General features: G+C 72.2%; 10 protein-coding genes. 3 read left to right on the top strand and 7 right to left on the bottom strand.

From position 1 onward, the window contains the following. Positions 1 to 63: 63 nt before the first annotated feature. Both JOM49_RS06450 and JOM49_RS06455 read left to right on the top strand, forming a co-directional pair. A complete protein-coding gene (locus tag JOM49_RS06450) occupies positions 64 to 1,371 on the top strand; it encodes a sensor histidine kinase (RefSeq protein ID WP_209663439.1) in 1,308 nt (435 codons plus the stop codon). Then, the gene (locus tag JOM49_RS06455; protein WP_308158666.1) at positions 1,365 to 2,234 is read left to right on the top strand and encodes a class I SAM-dependent methyltransferase; all 870 of its coding nucleotides are present in this window, start codon (positions 1,365 to 1,367) and stop codon (positions 2,232 to 2,234) included. Before JOM49_RS06450 ends, JOM49_RS06455 begins: the two co-directional genes overlap by 7 nt. A 12-nt stretch (positions 2,235 to 2,246) precedes the next feature. Here the strand turns inward: JOM49_RS06455 and JOM49_RS06460 are convergent, their stop codons facing one another. From JOM49_RS06460 to JOM49_RS06490, 7 genes are all read right to left on the bottom strand, one after another. Beyond that, positions 2,247 to 4,163, bottom strand: coding sequence for a TNT domain-containing protein (locus tag JOM49_RS06460; protein WP_209663440.1), 1,917 nt, complete (start codon positions 4,161 to 4,163; stop codon positions 2,247 to 2,249). A gap of 93 nt (positions 4,164 to 4,256) precedes the next feature. Then, positions 4,257 to 6,629, bottom strand: a complete 2,373-nt coding sequence (locus JOM49_RS42820; protein WP_245369246.1) for an ADP-ribosylglycohydrolase family protein — start codon at positions 6,627 to 6,629, stop codon at positions 4,257 to 4,259. 3 nt (positions 6,630 to 6,632) lie between these two features. Next, on the bottom strand, positions 6,633 to 8,696 hold the full coding sequence (locus tag JOM49_RS06470) for a YrhB domain-containing protein (RefSeq protein WP_209663441.1): 2,064 nt from the start codon (positions 8,694 to 8,696) through the stop codon (positions 6,633 to 6,635). Then, entirely contained in the window at positions 8,669 to 10,789 is a 2,121-nt protein-coding gene (locus JOM49_RS06475) for an ADP-ribosylglycohydrolase family protein (RefSeq protein WP_209663442.1), read from the bottom strand. The genes JOM49_RS06470 and JOM49_RS06475 overlap by 28 nt, the downstream gene beginning before the upstream one ends. A 2-nt stretch (positions 10,790 to 10,791) precedes the next feature. Beyond that, positions 10,792 to 12,558, bottom strand: a complete 1,767-nt coding sequence (locus JOM49_RS06480; RefSeq protein ID WP_209663443.1) for a TNT domain-containing protein — start codon at positions 12,556 to 12,558, stop codon at positions 10,792 to 10,794. A gap of 10 nt (positions 12,559 to 12,568) precedes the next feature. Beyond that, on the bottom strand, positions 12,569 to 13,000 hold the full coding sequence (locus JOM49_RS06485) for a hypothetical protein (RefSeq protein ID WP_209663444.1): 432 nt from the start codon (positions 12,998 to 13,000) through the stop codon (positions 12,569 to 12,571). After that, positions 12,997 to 18,477 (bottom strand): toxin glutamine deamidase domain-containing protein, encoded by a 5,481-nt coding sequence (locus JOM49_RS06490; protein ID WP_209663445.1) that lies wholly within the window; start codon positions 18,475 to 18,477, stop codon positions 12,997 to 12,999. Before JOM49_RS06490 ends, JOM49_RS06485 begins: the two co-directional genes overlap by 4 nt. A gap of 1,504 nt (positions 18,478 to 19,981) precedes the next feature. Between JOM49_RS06490 and JOM49_RS06495 the strand changes: the two genes are divergently transcribed. Further along, positions 19,982 to 20,251, top strand: coding sequence for a hypothetical protein (locus JOM49_RS06495; protein ID WP_209663446.1), 270 nt, complete (start codon positions 19,982 to 19,984; stop codon positions 20,249 to 20,251). The last annotated feature ends 187 nt before the right edge of the window (positions 20,252 to 20,438 follow it).

Genomic DNA, 20,438 nt, shown 5'->3' on the forward strand with positions numbered 1-20,438 from the left:
TGTTGATCCGAATGCCGATCGGATGAACGATACTCACTTCCCCCACAGGTGAGATGGAGAGTCATGCGCCGCCAGGGACCGCCCCAGCAGGCCAGCTTCCTCGTCACCCTGCTCCGGCGGGGTGCGCCGGCGATCGCGACCGCCAGCAGCGAGCTCTCGGACGAGGTCGCGGACCCGACCCCGGTCAGAGCGCTGCGCCGGATCTCGGCGATGGCCGCGCCGGTGGACCCGCGCGCCAGCGACGGGCTGCTCCTGCGCGCGGGTCGCTATGTCGCCTTCGTGCCGATGGTCTACCGGCTGATCGCGGTGCCGGGCGCGCTCGCCGCGTACCTCGGCACGCACGGCGGCACGGGCGTGGTCCCGGTACTCGCCGTGGCGATCCTGTCGATCCTCCTCAACGCGTACGGCATGCACTGGATGCTGCGCTCGGCGCCGTTCCGCAGTGACCGGGCCGCGGTGCTGCTGACCGTGGACGCGGTGTTCACCGCGCTGGCGAACCTGGTGGTCGCCGCCCTGGTGCCGCCGGAGGTCTTCGCCGACGCGATCGCCGTGCCGGGCAAGCACCTGCTCGGCACGGTCGCGTTGTTCACCCTCGCGCTCGGCCTGCCGTACGGGATCGGCCTGCTGGCCGGCAGCATTCCCCTGCACCTGCTGATGAGCTGGGCGAACACCGGCACGTTCAGCGCCGAACGGGCCTTCGCCGGACTGGGCACGATGGCCGGGGTGCTGCTCACCGCCTCGGGTGCGCTGGTGCTGATCGGCCTCGGCACCCGGCTCGCGCTGGCCTACGGCATCCGCAACGGCCGCCAGGCCGAACGCGCGCGCCAGCACCGGCTGATGCACGACACCGTGCTCCAGACCCTGGAGGCGCTGGCACTTCCTGGGCAGGGCACGGCCGAGGAGCAGCTCGCGGAGGTGCGCCGGCTGGCGCGTGCGGAGGCCGTCGAGGTGCGCAAGTACATCGAGGCGGCGGCGAACGAAGGTGCCCGCCCGCTCGGGGAGAAGCTCGCTTCGCTCGCCGCGGAAATGGCCCGTGACGGGCTGCGCGCGCAGGTGGTGATCGCCGAACTGGACGAGGACACGCTGTCCGAGGTGCGCCAGATCGCCATCCGGGACGCCGTGCGCGAGGCCATGCGCAACACGATGAAGCACTCCGGCACGGACAAGGTGCTGGTGCGGGTCGAGGAACGCGACGGCGGCATCGCGGTGATCACCCGCGACCACGGCACCGGCTTCAGCTCGGACACCCGCCCGCCCGGGTTCGGCATCAGCGAGTCGATCACCGCGCGGCTGGCGGAGGTCGGCGGGAAGGCGACCGTCGAGTCCGCTCCGGGCAACGGCACCCGCGTGACATTGTGGGTGCCGTGCTGACGGACTCCACTTTCGAGACCCTGGTCGCCTGCCTGACCGCGGTGCGTGACGAGGACCGGCCGAAAGCCGCCGTGCTGGCCGGTCAGGCCGCGGAAGCCGGTTCACGGCTGGGTGCCGCGCTGGCCCGCCACCTCGGTTCGGCCACCGGCGGTCACGTCTACGACCAGCCCGCCGCGTTCACCGCGTTCATCCGCGGCGGCGGCAACGTCCACCTCTACGACCAGCTCGCGCGGCGGCTCGCCGCGGTGTACGACGACCGCCGCCCGGCTTCGCTGCTCGACCTCGGCTGCGGTGACGGGCTCGCCCTGGTGCCCGCGCTGGACCTGGCGGCCCACCGGCCGTCGCGGATCGACCTGGTGGAGCCGTCGGCCGCGTTGCTGGAGACCGCGCGCGAGCGGGTCACCGGCGACGGCGTGCACGCCGAGCAGACCACCGCCCAGGAGTTCCTGGCCGCCACCGAAGCGTCCTGGGACCTCGTCCAGTCGACGTTCGCGCTGCAGTCGCTGGAGCCGGACGACCGGCTGGCGGTGTTCGGCGCGCTGCATGACCGCACCGGCGAACTGGTGCTCGCCGAGTTCGACGTCCCGGACGTGACCGAGGGCAGCCCGGAACACCTGGCCTCGCTCGCCGCCCGGTACGAGCGCGGGGTCGCCGAATACGACGACGAACTGGTCGCGCAGGGTTTCCTGATGCCGATGCTGCTCGGCCTGGTGTCCCCGGACGGCGCCCGCAACAACTGGGAGCAGCCCGCCGGGGACTGGGTGAAGCAGCTGACCGAAGCCGGGTTCGGCGACGTCGAGGTGACGCCGCTGGCCGACTACTGGTGGTCCCCCGCCGTGGTGATCCGCGCGACTACGCGCTGACTCCTTTTTGGCTCACGCGTTTACTTTCTCCACCGCGCCGGTCTCCACGTGCTGGCCGAGCGGCCGCGGCAGCAGGTACGCGACCGCGCCGCCGGGCAGCGCGCCCCACGGCACGGTGATGCCGGTGAGCACGCGCAACGGCCGGTGCAGCACGTAGATGTGCTGCTCGCGTTCGCGTTCGAAGGCGAGCGAGGTCTCCGGGAACCGCACGTGCTCCGGGTGCACCAGGTTGCCGCCCTCGCCGCCGAAGCGCTGCACCACGGTCCCCGCGGGCAGCACGATCATCCGCTTGGCGCGGAAGAAGTTCAGCGGCGGCTCACCCCGCAGCGGCACGATCGGCCAGTCCGTCGGGTGCCCGTCCTCGGCCTCCTCCGGCTCGCGGGCCAGCGCCGGGTACAGCACCATCGTGCCGATCAGGTGCCGCGCCGCGTCCTGCACGTGGTCGAAGGGCACCGGGTCCACCGGCTCGCCGTTCTCGAACCGCGCGACCTCCCAGCGCCCGCCCACCCGGCGCAGGCACCAGGCCCCGTCGGCGGGCTCGCCGATCCGGTAGAGCGACGGCGCCACGCCCAGCTCGGCCAGCCTGCGGTGCAGCACCTCGAACACCTCGGCGGCCCGCAGCTTCGGCAGGCCGTCGCCGTCGCGCTCCCCGCGGGCGTGCTTGTCCGGGCCCGGCAGGTCCTCTTCGGACTGCGGCGGGTACGGCTTGCCCAGCACCTCGGCTTCGGCGGTGTGCCGCAGCTTGTCCGGCACGTACGGCGGCCGGTGCAGGCTCGCCCGGATGTGGTCGACCAGCTCCGGCTCCGGCGGCACCCCGTACTTGCGCAGGTAGTGCGGCACGGCGGCGGGCCAGATCCAGCGGCCGTCGGTGTGGAAGGCGTCCGGCACGTCGGGGCGGCCGTGCGGGGAGAACAGGTCGGGCAGCGGCACCGGGCGGCCCGAGGCCACCGGCGACCGGTACAGGTAGTCGAGCACGCGGCGCACCTCGTCCGGCGGCAGCGGCGGCCGGTTCACCACCGGCTGCTCACCCTCGGCGTGGCTGTCCACCACCTTCGCGTGCCGGAAGGTCACGTCCATCGGCAGGCCCGCCTTCGCCGCGAGCCAGTTCGGCACGTGCTTGCGGTCGCGCGGGTACAGCTGGAGTTCGGCTTCGTAGGCCTTCGCGGTCGGGCGCCCGCCCTCCCCCGGCGACAGGCGCCAGTGCGGCTCGGCGTCCACGTCGAAGTCGAAATCGAAGTTCGAGCCGGAGTCCAGCGTGAAGGTGCCCTCGAACCAGGTGCCGGTGGACGGCTCGTACATCGCCGCGCGCAGCAGGCTGAACAACTGCCCCAGCTGCGCCGGCGGCGACAGCGAGACGACCAGGTCACCGGCGATTGCGCGGACTTCCAGCTCGGAGTACCCGCCCACCTGCCGCAGCTGCGCGCCGACCCGTTCCCAGCCGTCCGGCAGCACCTTGAGCATGGTGCGGCCGATCGCCCGCAGCAACGCGTTCGCGTCGCCGGTACCGCGTTCGGCCCGGGGTGCGTCCGCCGGGATGAAGTCGTGCCGCTCCTGCCAGAGCGCTTCGATCTCCTCGGGTTCCGCGGTGGTGGTGAAGTCGGTCAGGCCGAGCTCGCGCGCGCGGACCTCGTCCTGCCCGGTCCACCGCAGCGTCAGCGCCTCGCCGTTCTGCGGGGCGACGCGGTAGATCTCGTCGGCGAACAGGCAGTGCGTCTGCACGCTGAAGGTGCTCGCGGCCTCGGCCTCGGGCACCACCTTCGCCGGGCTGCCGTTCCACTCGGTGTCGAAGTCGGCAGGCGCTTCCTCCCCCGGGAGCGCCACCAGCAGCACGGTGCCGTCGGCGGTCGAGCGCTGGGCGCGGAACACCCCACCCTGCCAGGCCGCGTAGAGCGAATCCGGTCGCTCAGCCGCGTCTATCCGGTAACGCACGTCTCTGCCCCCTTGTTCGACACCGTGTCCCCTCGGTGAGATCCGAGTCAAATCTAGTCGCCCGGCCGATCGGTGTTCCACGTGGAACCATGATCAGGAGTTCGGGTACTTCAGCTCCCAGAGCGAGTGCGACGGCGGTTCCTGGCCGAATTCGGCGAGTGCGTCGGCGACCAGTTCCTCGATCGCGTCCCGTAGTTCCAGTCGCTCCAGCCAGCTCGGGCGCAACGCCCCGGCGCCGTACAGCGCGCCGGCGATGTTGCCGCAGATCGCCCCGGTCGAATCGCTGTCCCCGCTGTGGTTGACCGCCGCGAGCAGGGCGTCGTCGAGGTTGTCGGTGGACAGCGCGACGTAGACGGCGATCGCCAGCGCGCTTTCGCCGATCCAGCCGCCGCCGTCGATGGTGGCGATCTTCTCCGGCGTCGGCGGCCCCTGCTCCGCCAGCCGGACCCCCGCCTGTAGCGCGGCGGTGGTCTCCTCGTGGTGCTGCCAGTGCGACAGCTGCCGGAACGCCTCCTCGATCGCGGACGGCAGCGTGCCGCCGTCGATCAGGTGCCGCACGATCACCGACAACGCGCCCGCGGACAGGTAGCCGGTGGGGTGGCTGTGGGTCAGCGCCGCGCTCATCGCGCCCACGCTGAACACCGTCCGCAGGTCACCCGGCCAGAGCGCGGCCGGTGCCGTCCGCATCACGCCACCGCAGCCCTTCGAGGTGTTGAGCCGGTGGTGGAACGTGCCCATCTGCCCGTTGTGGCCGTAGGACATCAACGCGGTCAGGCAGGTCTTGCCGGGGGCACGCCTGCTGAACAGCTCGCGGTGCGAGATCAGCCAGCCGTCCGGTTCGGTGCTGGGATTCCGCGGCCCGCGGCAGTCCTCCCACGCGAGGTCCTGGGTGTGCAGCCAGCGCTGGTAGGCGCTCTGCACGAAGTGCTCCAGCCCGGTCTGCCCGCCGCGCCGGAGCTGGGCGTGCCCGCGGATCAGGCCTTCGAGGGTGAACAGCGTCATCTGCGTGTCGTCGGTGATCTTGCCGAGGCCGCCGAACGCGGGCACCAGGTCGGTGATCCCGGCCGGGCCACGCAGGTGCCGGATGACGTCGATCGGCTCGAACTCGTCGGCCGCGCCCAGCGCGTCCCCGATCGCCCCGGCGAGGATGCTGCCGCGGAACCGCTCGTCCCGGTCGGGCAGCGCGCGAGGCCGGCCGACGGCCACGGCCGGGCGCAGGCCGGTCGGGTACCGATCGCCCCACTCGGGCGGCTCGGGACCGAACTCGGCGAGCGCGTCCGCGATGAGGCCTTTGATCACGTCCCGCAGTTCCAGCTGCTCCAGCCAGCTCGGGCGCAACGCCCCGGCGCCGTACATCGCGCCGGCGATGTTGCCGCAGACCGCGCCCGTCGAGTCGCTGTCGCCGTCGTGGTTGACCGCCGCGAGCAGGGCGTCGTCGAGGTTGTCGGTGGACAGGGCGACGTAGACGGCGATCGCCAGCGCGCTTTCCCCGGTCCAGCCGCCGCCCTCGATGGTGGCGATCTTCTCGGGCGTCACCGGTCCCTGCCGGGAAAGCTGGATGGCCACGTCCAGCGCGGCCTGGGTCTCGCGGTCGTCGGTGCGCCGGAGGTGCTGGAGCGCCTGGTCCACCGCGTCCGGCAGCGAACCGCCGTCGAGCAGGTGCGCCACGATCACCGCCAGCGCGCCCGCCGAGTGGTAGCCGGTCGGATGGCTGTGGGTGAGCATCGCGCTGAACACGCCGGTCTCGAAGACGTCCGGCCACAGCGCCGCCGGGGCCGCGCGCATCACGCCGCCGCAGCCCTTCGAGTCGTTCAGGGTGTGGGACAGCGTGCCCATCTGCCCGGTGGTGCCGAAGTCCTTCAACGCGGTGAAGCAGGTCGCGCCCGGGGCCCGGCGGTCGAACAGGTCCTGGTGGGTGATGAGCCAGCCGTCCGGCGCGTCCGTCCGGTCCTCCGGCCCGCGGGCCTTGAGCCACGAGACGCCCTGGGTGTGCAGCCAGCGCTGGTAGGCGTCCTGCATGAAGTGCTCGCGGCCGCGCTGCCCGCCCGCGCGCTGGTGCGCGTGTGCCCGGATCAGGCCTTCGAGGGTGAACAGGGTCATCTGCGTGTCGTCGGTGATCCGGCCGGGGCCGCCGAACGCGGGCACCAGGTCGGTGATCCCGGCGGGACCGTGCAGCTCGCGGATGCGGTCCATCGGGTCGAACTCGCGGGCCGCGCCCAGTGCGTCACCGACGGCTCCGGCGAGGATGCTGCCGCGGAACCGTTCCTCCCTGGACAGCACCGGGCGTTCCTGGGGCTCGAAGTCCGACACCGGATCGGCGGTCAGGAAGCGGCGGCCGGCGGCGTCGGTGCCGAGGAACAGCTCCACCCGCTCCACCCGGACCGCGTCCGGGGTCGCCGTCGCCGCGCGCTGGCGTCGCACCAGGCGCGCCAGCACCGCCAACTCGTCTTCGCTGAGCTCGTCCATGCCCTACCCCCGCGGGTATCTGGCTTCCCACGCCGCCTGCTCCGACGGCTCGCGGGCCACGCCGAAGCGGTGGAAGTGGTAGAAGGCGTCCCCGGCGACGTTGTCGATCAGGCCCAGCTGCGGCAGCCGCGCCACCCAGTCCTGGGGCAGCCCGGGGATGCCGCGTTGCGCGCCGACCAGCGCCCCGGTCAGCGCGGCGGTGACCACCGAGCTGCCGGACTGGTGCGCGGCCAGCAGGATCGCCCCGCCCGGGTCGTCCCCGCGCTTGGCCGCGGCGAACAACGCCCGCAGCAGCACCGAACGCGGCGACCGGCCGTCCCCGATCCGCTCGATCTGCGCGGCCGCGTCCCCGTTCCAGTCGTCGCGCAGCTCGATCACCTGGGTGAGCTCCGCGCGCAGCGGGTCCGCCGCGTCCAGCGACTGCCGGACGGAGACGAGGTGGTTGTAGACCGGCATGGCCATCTGCTCCGGCAGGCCGTCGGCCGGGCTGAGCAGGCCCCAGAACACGCGGACCAGCAGGTCGGCGCTTTCGGTGAGCTCCGGACCGGCTGCCGCGCCGATCAGCTCGTGTGCGATGGCCTGCGAATACGCGACGTCGATGCCGTCGATCGGGGTCCCGCCCGCGACGGTCGCCGCCAGCGCGGGCGCGAGCAGGGCGGAGAACTCGGCCGGTGCCGGTCCGGTGCCCGCGGTCGCGTTGTTCAGCCAGCTCTCCGGCCTGCCCACGCGCGGCAGCGACGCCGGGACCTCGGCGGTGTCGTTCACCGGCGGCAGCCCGCGGATCACGGCTTCGGTCTGGAACAGCAGCTGCCGGGTGAGCCCGCCGCGCTCCAGCGTGCCGCCGTCCCAGCTGCCGTGCCGGTCGGCCTGCGCGCCGATCGAATCGCCGACCGCGAAGCCGATGTACGCCCCGGCCACCCGGTTCCAGCGGAAGTTGCTGCCCTGCTGGGTGGTGAGCTTCCGGAAGAACTTGCCGAAGTGCCACGGGGACGGGAACGAGGTGCCGTCCGTCCGGCGGTGTTCCACGAACCCGGCGGCCCACAGGTCTTCCGGCCAGCTCACGGTCGCCCCGGTGACGGGCGCGCGGAGGTTGCGGAACCACAGCGCGTACGCCCGCGCGTACTGGAGGCACTCCTGCTCGGTGAGCACGTAGCCGTACTGCTTGGCCTGCTCGGCGGCGAACGGCAGGTGCCCGGTCAGGTAGCGCGGCGGATCGATGCCGAACTCCTCGACCAGCGCGTCGACCGTCTTGAGCACGAGCTCGCTGTACTCCGCGGGCGTGCCGGGAACGGGCTCGGGCCCGAGGTCGTCACCGAGGTCCGGCAGCACGTGGCTGCGCACCACCTCGGCGCTGTACGTCTCGGGGTCGAGAAGGATCGAGCCGCCGCCCTGCTCCTGGAACAGCCGCCGGATCGTGGTGCGCGTCCACGACCGCACCGAAGCCGGCACGCGGTCCGGGGAGGTGTAGGTGGTCTGGTCCCCGATGTCGAGCACCTCGCACTCGGTGAGGTGCCGGAAGTAGGTCCGGTCGTCGATCCAGCCGACCGAGCGGTACTGCCACAGCTTCTCGGCGTCGGAGCGCGGGAAGGGGTAGCCCATCTTCAGCGGGCCGCGCGTGTACTTCGGGTTCGGCTTGACCGCGCCGTCGGCGGACTCCCAGCGCAGGATCGCGCGCTCCGGCGGGGCGAGCTTCGGGAAGGCGCTGGCGTCGAAGTCCGAGTCGACCACCGCGGGCCAGGTGGCGTCGCTTTCCGCGGCCACCGGCGTCGGCGGGTTCGGCACGGCCATCGCGGCGGGCAGGTGCCGGGGCTCGTCCCCGTTGTCGGGCACGAACAACACCGGCGTCGGGAACAGGCCCTTGCCGATGTCCGTGCCGTCGAGGAAGGCGGCCGCGTTGTACGGCACGTTCCAGCCGTCACCGTTGCGGGCGACGAACTCGGTGCGCACCCGGAGGTCGGTCTCGGCGGGGTGCTCACGCAGCCACGCCTCGACGCGGCCGATCGCCCGCTCCCGGGAGTTCTCGGTGATCTCGTTGGTGCTCACGATCGCGGGTACCGCCTCGCCCATCCTGAAGTGCTCTCGAAAACCGGGCTGTACTGGTCGAAGTGCCAGAACGCGTCGCTCGCCAGCTGCTGCACGAGGTACCGCGAGCGCACCTGGGTGGTCCACGGCAGCCCGGGGACGCCGAGCCGCGCGCCGAGCAGGGCACCGGCGAGCGCACCGGTGAGCGGGCGCCTGCCGTCGTGGGTGACCGAGCGCCGCAGCGCCATCTCCGGGTAGTTCTCGTAACCGCTGACCGCGCTGAGCACCTGGGCCAGCACGGTTTTCGTGTCGTGCCCGGCCCCGAAGTCGGACGGGCGCGGCAGCACCGGGATCTTCGAGTCGGGGCTCATCCGCATCAGCGACTTGTCGACCGTGTCCCGCAGCCCGGGCCAGGAGCCGTCGCGGAAGAAGGAGCGCGCGGTGGCGACCGGCGGGCACACGGTGTCCTCGCCACGGGTCAGCAGCAGGTCGAACAGCGACGCCAGGAACGCGGCCGCCTCGGTGTCCTCTTCGCCACCGTGGGTCAGCCCGGCGAGCACGCGGGCTATCTGGTCGACGCCGCCGGAACCCGCGTAACCGTTGGTGAGCGCGGCAGGCAGCGCGGCCAGCAACGCGCCGGGACCGCCGGCGGTGCCCGGCCGTTCCTGGGCGAGTTCGCGGATCGCGGCCAGCTCATCTGGGTCCGGATCGGCCCGCTCCCGCAGTTCGGGCACCTGGACCAGCCAGCCGTCGACCGCACCCGGGACCTGCTCGCCCTGCGTGTGCAACCAGCGCAGCAGGCCACGCGCGGCCGTGGCCGGGAGCAGGCCGACCTGCGCGGAGTCCTCGCGGTGCGGGCTGCGGATGGTGCCTTCGGTGAGGAACAGCAGCTGCTGGGTCAGCGGTCCCAGCGGCACTTCGCGGTCCAGCTTGCCGTGGATGCCGAGCGCCTCACCGAGCGCGAAGCCGAGGTACGCGCCGGTCACCCGGTGCCAGCCGTGCTTGAACCCCGGATTGCCCTGCTCGAAGTACTTGCCGAAGGTGTTCAGGCGCGGCACGGCCTCGCCGTTGTCGCCGTAACCGGGCTGCAGGCCGTTCGACGCGAGGTCCACCGGCCAGCGGCCACCGTCGTCGAGGCGGACCCGTTCACGCCAGGTGCGCCCGAGCACGGTCAGCCGGATCTCCTCGTCGGTCAGCTCGAAGCCGTTGCGCCGGGCCCAGTCGACCGCGTGCGTCGGCGGCGAGACCGGCGTCGGCAGCACGATCTTCGCGGCGGCTTCCTCGGCGAAGGTCCGGATCTCCTCGCTGGTGGCCAGTCCGGTGATCTTCTTGTCCACGGTCTGCTTGAACCGCGGGAAGCGGCCGAGGATCCCGGTCAGCTCGGTGCCGCTGACCTGCTGGCGGTACTGCGGGCCGCCGTCGAGGTTCAGGTTCGGCGGCGGGTCCAGCTTCATCAGCGTGGCCAGGTCGACGTGCCACCAGCGGTGGGTGTGCTCCGGCAGGTGCCGGGGGTCGCTGTAGGTGAGCAGCCGGTGCGCCTGCTGGTCGTAGGCCGTGCGCGGGACCCGGTCGTTGTCCGCGATCGGGATGTAGACCTCGGTGCTGACCAGGCCGATCAGGAAGCGCTCGCGGTCCAGCCAGCCGGCGTCGTGGAAGGCGAGCAGGTACTCCAGCGCGTTGCGCGGGCGCTCGCGGCCCAGCCGGATCGGGCCCGGCCGGTAGTCCGGGTTCTCGCGTTCCTCGTCCGACTCGGTGCCGTCGGGCAGGATCTTCTGCCAGCCGCCGATCGCCGCCTCGGGCACGCCGAGGTGGCCGAGCCCGGACTCGCGGAACTCCTGGTCGACGATCTCCTTCCAGTGCTCCCGGCCCGGGTACCGCGCCGGGATGCTCAGCCCGCCGGGGTGCGGCGCCGCCTGGCGCAGCTGCCCGTCCGGCTCGCGCACCACCATGTTCGGCGGCGGGAAGATCTCCTTGCCCGCGTCACCGCCGTCCAGGAAGGCCACCGCGTTGTAGGGCACCGACCAGCCCTCGGGCACCCGGCGCACCTTGGCCGTGTCCACCCGGACCGTGCGCTGGTCCGGCCCGTGCACGGCACGCAGCCAGTCCTCGACCCTGGCTACCGCTTCAGCCGCTTCCACGCTCAGACCGTTCCTTCCAGACTTCCGTCACTGGTGTGCTCGGTGATCGTCCTGGGGAGAACGTAGGCGATCGCTCCCCCGGGCAGGTTCGCCCAGGGCACGGTGATCCCGGTGATCACGTACAGCGGGCGGGCCAGCCGGTACCGGCGCTCGGCGCTTTCCCGCTCCAGCGGCAGGGAGGTGGTGGGAAAGCGCACCCCGGTGTGGTGGACCAGGTTGCCGTGGTCGTCCCCGAAGCGCACGACCACCGTACCGGCGGTGAGCCGGATCAGCCGCTTGTTCCGCAACAACGTCAGCGGTGGTTCGCCGTCGACCGGCTGGATGGGCCAGTCGGCGAGTTCGCGGGCGGTCTCCAGCGGGCTCTCCGCGCCCGCGGTGATGCGGGCCGGGTGCAGCAGGACCGCGCCGAGCAGCTGTTGCGCGGCGTCCTCCACCCGGGTGAAGTAACACGGGTCGACCGGCTCGCCGTCCTGGTACCGCGCCACTTCCCAGCCGCGCTCGGTGTGCAGCAGGCTCCACGCGTTCTCCGCGGACCCACCCAGGCGGTAGGCGTTCGGCCACACTCCTGCCTCGTCGAGCCGGGCCCGCAGCGTGGCCAGCGTTTCCGCGCCGTCCAACTCCGGCCCGACCTGGGTTTCCAGCTCGGCGGCGAGGTCGCCGGTGCTCGGCTCGAACTGCTCGGGATCCGGTTTCGGCCGCGGTTCGCCGAGCAGGTCGGCGGCGGCGGTCAGCCGGTGCAGCCGGTCCACGTGCGGGGGCTGGTACCGCTGCGCGCGGATGTGCGCGGCCAGCTCCTGGTCCGGTGGGGTGCCGTGCTTGCGCAGGTAGTGGGCGGCCGACGCGTGCCAGATCCAGACGCCGTCGGTGTGGTAGCGCTCGGGCACGTCCGGCGCGTTCTCCGGGGCGAAGATGTCCGGGCCCGGCTGGTCGCCGATCAGCACCACCGGCGAACGCTCGAGGTAGTGCAGCAGCGCGGGCACCTCGTCCTCGGGCACCTTCGGCCGGTCGACCACCGGCAGCTCACCCGGGGTGTAGGCGTCGACGATCCGCGCGTGCTTGAACGACACGGCGAGCGGCAGGCCCGCTTTTTCCCGCAGCCACTGGGGAATGTGCTTGTCGTCGCGCGGGAACTCCTCGAGCTCCCTGGCGAAGGCCAGGCGCGTGGGCAGCCCCGGCCGGTCCGGCGGGCGCTTCCAGTCCGGCGGGTCGAGCAGGTCGAAGTCGAAGTCGAACTGGCTGCCGCGCAGGGTGTAGCGCGCCTTCAGCCACGCGCCGACGCCCTTCTCGTACATGCCCGCGCGCAACTCGGTCAGCAGCTCGCCCACCTCGGGCGGCGCGGACCAGAAGAGCGTGCCGTCCGCGTCGGTCGAGCTGACCTCGACCTCGGTGTACCCGCCGAGCTGGCGGAAGTCGACGGTCACCGAGCCGTTCTCCGGCCGCAGCGGCACCAGCGCGCGGCCGATGCCGATCAGCAGCTTGGCGCGTTCCTCTTCGGACAGCGGCTGCGCGGGCGGCGCGAGGTTCACGTCGATCCGGACCTGCCAGAGCGCGGTCAGCTGGTCCGGGGTCGCCTTGTCGACGTATCCACCCGACTCGCCTTCGGGGATGCCCAGTTCCGCCGCGCGCTCGGCGTCGTCCTTGCTCCACGACAGCAGGAAGTGCGGGGCGGTGTAGCCCGCCACCTGGAACTCCTCGTCCTTGTAGGTGGCGAACGCCTGCAGCCAGGACCGGCCCGCCAGGCCCTGGTGCAGCTCGTGTGGCTGGGTCATCGGGGGATCCTCAACGCTTGCGGCGAACCGTGAAACTGGGCGGCTCGCCCGCCGCCCGCCGAGCGAGTTCGTCCTCCCACATGGCGAAGGTCCGCCGCTGGATCGAGGAGATCAGATCGAGCTCCTCGTCGGTGATCCGCCGGTTCTCCGCCTTCGCCTGCGCGTGGATCGAGTCGATCGTCTCGTAGAGCGCGAAGATCGGCCCGTCACCGGTCAGCTCCCGGCGGATCCGCTCGGTCCGCTGGACGAACCGCTCCCGGCTCAGTGCGCTGATGTCGCTGTCGGAGGTCGCGAAGAGCACCTTCTGGATGGGCTCGTGGGCCGGCTCGAACTCGCCGGTGTCCCAGTTGAGCAGGGACCCGGCGAGCCCGCCGTCCGGAGTGGACTCGATGACGAAGGTGCGCCCGAAGTACAGGAAGTACGACGGAGTTTCGATGGTCATCGCTCAGTCCTTCTGGTGTAGTCCCGCGGCTCGGTCTCCCGGCCGCCCGCGAGCCGGAAGGCCTCGCCGAACCGGATCCGCTCCTCGTTGAGGATCGAGCCGATCATCGCCCGCTCCTGGGCGGTCAGCGGCCGGTCGCCGTCCTCGCCCGCCTGCCGGCTCTCGTCCGCGTTCGCCACCGCCTGGAAGTCGCGCCGGACCTCGTAGAGCGCGTGCTCGTAGTCGGCCACGTCGTCGATGGACTTGACGTGCAGCCGCAGCTCGGCGACGTGGTACTCCCCGTCGCCCAGCTCCAGCCGGACGTTCATCTGCAGGTCCCGGTAACCGCTCTTCTGCGGGTCCAGGAACCGGTCGGAGAAGTCGACCACCTGGATCTTCGACCCCGGCCGGCGGCTTTCTTCGAGCACCTTGGCCAGCCCCTGGTACGCCTGGTCCACCGTCCGGTACTGGACGATCGAGCCGACCAGGTCGTTCAGCTTGTCGGCCTGGCCCTTGTACCCGTCGATCTTGTCCGCGGCGCGCACCTTGCTCTTGGGCACTTCCCGCGACTTGACCTTGACGTCCTCGGCGTCCCCGGCGATCAGCTGGGCGAACTCGCGCAGCATGGCGTTCTTCGCTTCCCAGTCCCGGTACAGGTACTCGAGGTACTCGCGCTGGTAGCCGGGGTCGTCCTTGCGGTCCTGGTCGAAGCCCGGCTGCCGCAGGTCCTCGGGGGTGGCCCGCTCGATCTCCCGGAACGCCTCCGCCGAAAGTCGGGCCTGCTCCGGGGTGAGGTCGCTGGGCGCGGGCTTCGGGTCCGCCTTGTACGAATCGGCGAGGTCGCCGGGACCGCCGCCGTAGTCGCGCACCTCCCGCACGCAGGACTCCAGCACGTCGACCGCGCCGGGGTACTTCAGCACGTTGCACAGCGTCTGCGGGCGGGCCAGCAGCGAGTTCTCCAGGAACGGGGTGTCGCGCAGGATCCGGGCCACGGCGGGTCCGGTGTCCGAGTCGAGCATCATCGCCCGGATCGCGTCACCGATCGGCAGGCGCTGGTCGCCGACCTTGACGGTGGCTTCCGGGTCGCGCGCGGTGATCTCGTTGCCTTCCCGGATCGCGTCGCGCACCCGGTCGCTGTCCAGGTACGCCTCGATCTCCTGGCGGGTCGGCAGCGGCCGCTCCTCCGGCGTCGGCGAGTCCTGGTCCCGGTCCGGGCTCTGGTTTTGGTCCTGGTCCTGGTTTTGGTCCTGGTTCTGCCGGGCGTCCGGCGTCGGGTCCTGGCGCGGCGGCTCGGACATGCCGTAGCCACCCCGGTCGGCCGCCGGGGTCCGGTCCGGCACGGTGTGCGAGACCGACGGCACCGGCCGCCCGTCCGGCCCGATCCGCGACGGCCGCACCTCGTACCCCGAACGCGGCGGCAGTCCCGAACCCGCGGGCGGGTTGTTCTGCTGCCACGCGATCCGCGGATCCACTGGCGCGTCCGGCTTCTGGAACGCGATGCGCGGGTCGACCGGCGCGTCCGGCTTGGGCACCGGCTGGGTGGTGTCCGCACTGGCCGTGGTGTCGGTGGTGTCGGTGTCGGGCGTCGCCTGCTGCTTCTCGTTGTGCAGCTCGACCGCCTTCGCGGGGTCGAACGGCATCGTCTTCAGGTCCACCGGCGGGTGCGGCAGGCTCATCAGCGAGTTGCTCTGCGGGTCGATGAAGGCCACACCCTCCTTGGTGTGCACCACTTCCGCCACGTGCCCGTAGGTGTTCCCGTCGTCGCCGACGTACTGCACCGCGATCACCGCGCGCGAGCCGATCGGCTGGTCACGCATGGTGCGGATGACGTCGTCGTAGTCGCTGTGCCCCTGCCAGTCCCCGCCACCGAGGTTCTCGCGGACGTAGTCGAGCGTGCCCATGGACGCCATGTCCTCGGGCAGCAGCCGCCCGGCTTCCGCGTCGATCCCGCCCAGGCGCAGCGCGTGCGCGACCATGCCGCGCGTGCAGTTGGTCTGGTAACCGTTGGCGAAGGCGTCCGGCGAGTGGAAGTTCGGGTTGACCCCGGCCATCTCCGGGTGCCGCTCGGCGAGGTACTTCGCCTGCTGGTTCGGGTTCGCGGTGTCGGCGTGGATCGCCGGCTCGCCCGGCGGGTTGGTCGCCCGCGCCAGCGGTGACCAGTCGTGGTCGCCGACCTGGCTGGCATCCATCGACGGGCCGTCCGGCCCCTGGTCGGCGCCCGCGTACCCGCCGTTGTCGTTGCCGCCGAGCGCGTCGGCGATGTCCCGCTGCGGTTGCGGGGTCGCGGTGCCTTCGGGTGCCGGGTTGAGCGTGGTGAGGTTGTCGAACGGCGACGGGGCCGCCTTCGCCCTCGCCGCGTTCTCGCGCTCGTTGGCCGCGGTCTGCTCGCGCCGCTCCGCCATCTGCTGCTCGGCGTCGTCCTTTTCGACCCAGCGCGGATCGCCGAAGACGATCTCCTCGGCCCGGATGACCAGCTTCTGCTGGTGGGTGACCGGGTCCGTGACGATCTTGTTCTCGTGGACGTAGAGCTGGGTGGCCGGCTTGCCGAGCGACTCGCCCTCGCTTCGGTTCTGCGACAGCTTCTCCACGTCGCGGAACGTTTTCGAGTCGATGTGCATCTCGACGTCGGGACCGAACTTGCTGCCCTGGTCCGGGTCGAGCTTCTTGCTCACCGGCGTGGTCCGGTCGTCGGGACCGGCTTCGCTGTCCTGGTCCGGGGTGACCTTCTTGCTCGCGCTCAGCGGCGTCGTCTCGACCACGGTTTTGCCGACCGGGTACTGGTCGCGGAACTGCTGGATCTTGATCGGGTCGCCGCCGAAGTTCAGGCCGCGGAGCAGCTCGCCCGGCGTCGGCTCGATCTTGTTCAGCGCGCTGACCAGCGCCCGGACCTGCTGCTGCGACCGGTCGAAGTCCGGGTGGCCCGGGCCCTCGCGGTGCGCGGCGTTGGCGGTCGAGTAGAAGTCGTGGCCGGTGTAGCCGCGGATGACCGTGGCGTCCTCGTCGGACAGCCTGGCGTAGCGCGGGTCCGCGTCGCGGGCCTTGACCGCGTCGGCGGTGACGGCTTCGTGCCTGCCCTCACCCTGGAACGCGTCGGCGACGGCGCGGTGGTCCTCGGGCGTGGCCTGGAAACCGTCGTCGAAGAGGTAACCCTCGTCCGGGCGTCCGTTGTCCGGCTCCACCAGGTCGCCGAGCGGACCCTCCGGCTGCGGCGTGTCGGTGTCTTGGCCGGTGTCCTGGCTGGTGTCGTGGTCCAGTACCGGCCCGTCGCCCTGGTGGTAGGGCAGCGTGGCCACGCTCGACGGCTGGTCCGGCAGGTCCGCGAGGCGGTTGTTCTGCGGGTCCACCAGCGCGAGGCCGTGCTCGGTGTTGACCGCGGTGACCAGGTGGCTGACCACGCGCTTCGGCGAATTCGGGTCGGCGGGATCGCTCGGCGCCTCGGATTCGAAGGCCAGCACCGACCGCGAGCCGACCGGGCGCTCGGCCAGGTCGCGCAGCGCGGCGTCGAAGTCGCCGTGTTGCTGCCAGTCGCCACCCAGCTTGTCCTGGACGTAGTCGAGGTTCGCGTCGTGGCTGACCTGGTCCGGCGGCACCGGGTCCGCGGTGCTGTCCTGACCCTGCATGCGCTCTTCGAACGCGACCACCGAACGGCTGGAGTTGGTGCGGTAGCCCTCTTCGAGCGCGTTCCAGCCGTGGAAGTTGTGCGCGTTGACGGCCTGGGTCTCGGGCAGGTTGTCCATCAGGAAGCGGACCTGCTGCTCCGGCGAGTTCGCCGTGCCCGCGTGGATCGCGGGCTCGCCCGGCGGGTTGGTCGCCTGGGCGAGGCTGCCCCAGCCGTCGGCGGGCTCGCCGCGGTGCTCCAGCGGCTCGGGTTCGGGTTCGGGTGCCGGGGGCGTGGTGTCGGGCTGGGGCTGCCCGCCGCCGAGCTTGTCGGCGATGCTCATGTCCCTGGCAGGCGCTTCGGCCAGTTCACGAGCCTGCTCGGCACTGAGCTGCCGCCGCTCGTCCATCTTGTCGCGCACGACGTCGTCTTTGAGGTAGCGCGGGTCGTCCGGCCCGATCTCCTCGGCCTCGATGATCCAGGTGTCGCCGACCTTCTCGTTGCGCGTGACGAGCAGCTGGGTGCCGGGCTTGAACAGCACCTCGCCCTCGCGCTTCATGCCGAGCTGATCGATGTCGCGCCCGGTCTTCGAGGTGATGCGCAACTCGACCTGGCCGCGGAACTTGCTCGACGGATTCTTCTCGGTGACCTTGCTCGAGCTGTTGAACTGCGTCTCGACCGCGATCTCGCCGACCTTGTACTGCGCCGCCAGCAACTCCGCGGCGCGCCCCATCACCCCGACCCGGCGGGACACCAGCCCCTCGTGCGGCGGAAGCTCGTTGAGCCCGGAGGCGATGGCCCTGGCCTGCTGCACCGAATCCGCGAAGTTCCCGTCCTGCGTGCGCAGCGACTGGTTCAACTGCTCGAACACGTCAGGCCGGGTGTAGGTGTGGACCGCGTACACCCCGTCGTCCGACATGTCCTGGAACCGCGGATTCTCGGCGCGGCGCGCATACGCGTCCCGGCGGGACAACTCATGGGGCAACTCGGCGTTGTTGTCGGCGCCGTCGGAGCGGAACGTGTCCATCTGGGCGTCGGCCAACGCCCGGAAGTCCTCGGGCCGATCGGTCCGGAACCCCGGATCCGTCACATAGTCCTCAGCGACCCGATCCCCGTCGTCACGCCTGGACGCCTCTTCGTCGGCCTTCTGCCCGTCCTGCTCCTTGCCGTCCTGTTCCGAGCCGTCGCGCTCAGCCGCCTTCTCGTCGTCCGCCCGCTGCTCCGGCCCATCCTTCTCCGGCGCATCCTGCTCAGCCTTGCCCTGCTCAGGCCCGCCCTGCTCCGGCGTCTTGTCCGGCGTCCCCTGCTCAGGCGCCCCTTGCTCAGCCGTCTTGTCCGGCGCCCCTTGCTCGGGCGCCTTCCGCTCCGGCAAGCCCTGTTCCGGCGTGCCCTGCTCGGCGGCCTTCTGGTCAGCCGCGTCCTGCTCCGGTGCCTTCTGCCCAGGCGCATCTTGCTCGGGCGCTTTATGGTCCGGCGCCCCCTGCTCGGCGCTCCGCTGGCCAGTGGCGTCCTGCTCGGGCGCCCTCTGCCCGGGCCCACCCTGCTCGGGAGCCTTCTGCCCCGGCGTCTCAGGCGCCTTGTTTTCGGGCGCCTTCTGGGTGGCCGCGTCCTGCTCGGGTGCCGTGCGCTCCGGCGTGGGTTGTTCGGTCGTGCCCTGCCGTTCCGGGGCGCGCTGGTCCGGCGCCGTCTGCTCAGGCGTGCGCTGGGCGGGAGCCTGCCGCTCCGGCGCTCGCTGTTCAGGCGTGCGCGGAGCCGCGGGCTGCTGCGGGATGTCCGGCCGCGTGTTCGGATCGAGCGGCGGTTTCTGCCACGCGTTGAACGGCTGCGGCGGCCCCTGCCGCCCAGGCGGCGGTCCCTGCTGCGGGATCCCACCCTGCGGCCGCGGCCCCGGCGGCGGCATCGGCGGACGCCCACCCGGCTGCTGCGGCCCACGCTGAGGCGGCCCCTGCTGATACCCAGCCTGCGGCGGCCGAGGCCCCTGCGGCGGATACCCCGGCGGCCGAGGCGGCCCACCCCGCCCCGGCGGCGGCTGGTCCAAGTTGCCACGCATCGGCTGATACGGCCGCTGCCCCGGCGGCGGCCCCTGCCGCGCCGGGCCTTGCGATCCAGGCCCCTGCTGCCCCGGCCTCTGACTGGGTTGCTGCTGCCCAGGACCTTGCTGCCCAGTCCCCTGCTGCCCAGGGCCTTGCTGCCCAATCCCCTGCGGACCAGGCCCTTGCTGTCCCAGGCCTTGTGAATTCGGACCCTGCTGTCCCGGGCCTTGCTGCCCCAGACCCTGTTGTCCCACGCCCTGTTGTCCCGCGCCCTGTTGTCCCGCGCCTTGCTGGCCAGGACCTTGCTGGCCAGGACCTTGCGAACCAGGACTCTGTTGGCCAGGGCCCAGCGGACCCGGTGCCTGCTGGCCCGGGCCCTGCTGTCCAAGACTCTGCTGTCCCGAGCCCTGTTGTCCCGGCCCTTGATGCCCAGGACTTTGCTGCCCAGGACTTTGCTGCCCAGGGCTCTGCTGTCCCGGAGCCTGTGGCCCCGGGCCTTGCTGGCCGGGCGTCTGTGGGCCAAGGCCTTGTTGCCCGGGGCCTTGCTGGCCTGGAGTCGGGTGTCCGGGGGCCTGCGGGCCAGGGCGTTGGCCGGGCGCGTGCTGGCCTGGGCCTCGCGGTCCCGGGCCGGGTTGGCCGGGGCCCTGCTGTCCTGGTCGCGGTCCCGGCCGCGAGCCTTGGGGCGCGCCGGAAACCGGGGGCGGCGGGCCTTGGCGCGGGCTCTGGCCGTTCGGACGGTTGCCGCCCGGTTGGCCGCCACCCTGCTGCATCGGCGGCGGCGGTGGGAAGCCACCACCGCCCGGTTGCTGTGGCGACGACATCGGTGGGGGCATGCCGGGACCACCCTGCGGCGGCCCGTCCTGGCGAGGCCCGCCCGGCGGCGGGAAGCCGCCGCCGGTGAAGCCCGCGGCGGCAACCGAATCCTGTGGGCGCTGCGGGCCGAACCCGCCGCCTTGCTGCGACGGCGGGTTGTTGCCGCCGCCTTGCTGCGGGGCCATGCCGTAGCCACCGCCGCCGGAGTTGCCGCCTTGCTGCGGGGCCATGCCATAGCCGCCACCCGACGAACCACCGGATGAGGACGGGGAGCCGCCCGACGAGCCGCCTGATGACGAGAATCCGCCTGAGGATGCTGGTGAACCGCCCGAGGAGGACGGGGAACCGCCCGCCGGAGAGGGAGAGCCGCCCGAGGTGGCTGGGGAGCCGCCCGCGGGAGACGGGGAGCCGCCGCCCGGGGATGGGGAGCCGCCTGCGGGGGCGGGTTGTTGGGGGGCTTGCTGCTGCGAGCCGGAGGACTGTTGCTGTTGGGCGCCACCGTCGTTGGCGGTGGAGGGGGTGTGCTGCGCCGCGGCGGGGGCGGGTGAGCCTGCGCCGGTGTCGGAGCGTTCCATCGTCGCGGCGGAGGACTGGCCGACGTGGCTTGAGCCGGCCGGCGAAGGGGAGCCGCCCGAGGAGGAACTGTTGCCGCCGGGCGATGAATCGCCGGAAGAGCCACCGGATGACGAGCCGCTCGAGGATGAGCCGCCCGAGGATGAGCCGCCTGGGGACGAATCGCCGGAGGATGGGCTGCCCGAGGAAGAGCCGCCTGAAGGCGCGCCGTTTGAGGATGGGCCGTCGGAAGGCGAGCCGCCGGAAGCTGAGTAAGCCGATGGCGAGCCACCGGACGAAGAGCTGCCGGATGACGAACTGCCGGAGGACGAACTGCCGGAGGAGGAGCCACCCGAGGATGAATCACCGGAGGGCGAGCCGCCGGAGGAACCACCAGCGGGCCCGCCCGAGGATGAGCCGCCCGAGGACGGGCTACCGGCGGAGCTGCCCGACGAAGAGCCCC

Source organism: Amycolatopsis magusensis (genome assembly GCF_017875555.1).
Classification (GTDB): Bacteria; Actinomycetota; Actinomycetes; order Mycobacteriales; family Pseudonocardiaceae; genus Amycolatopsis; species Amycolatopsis magusensis.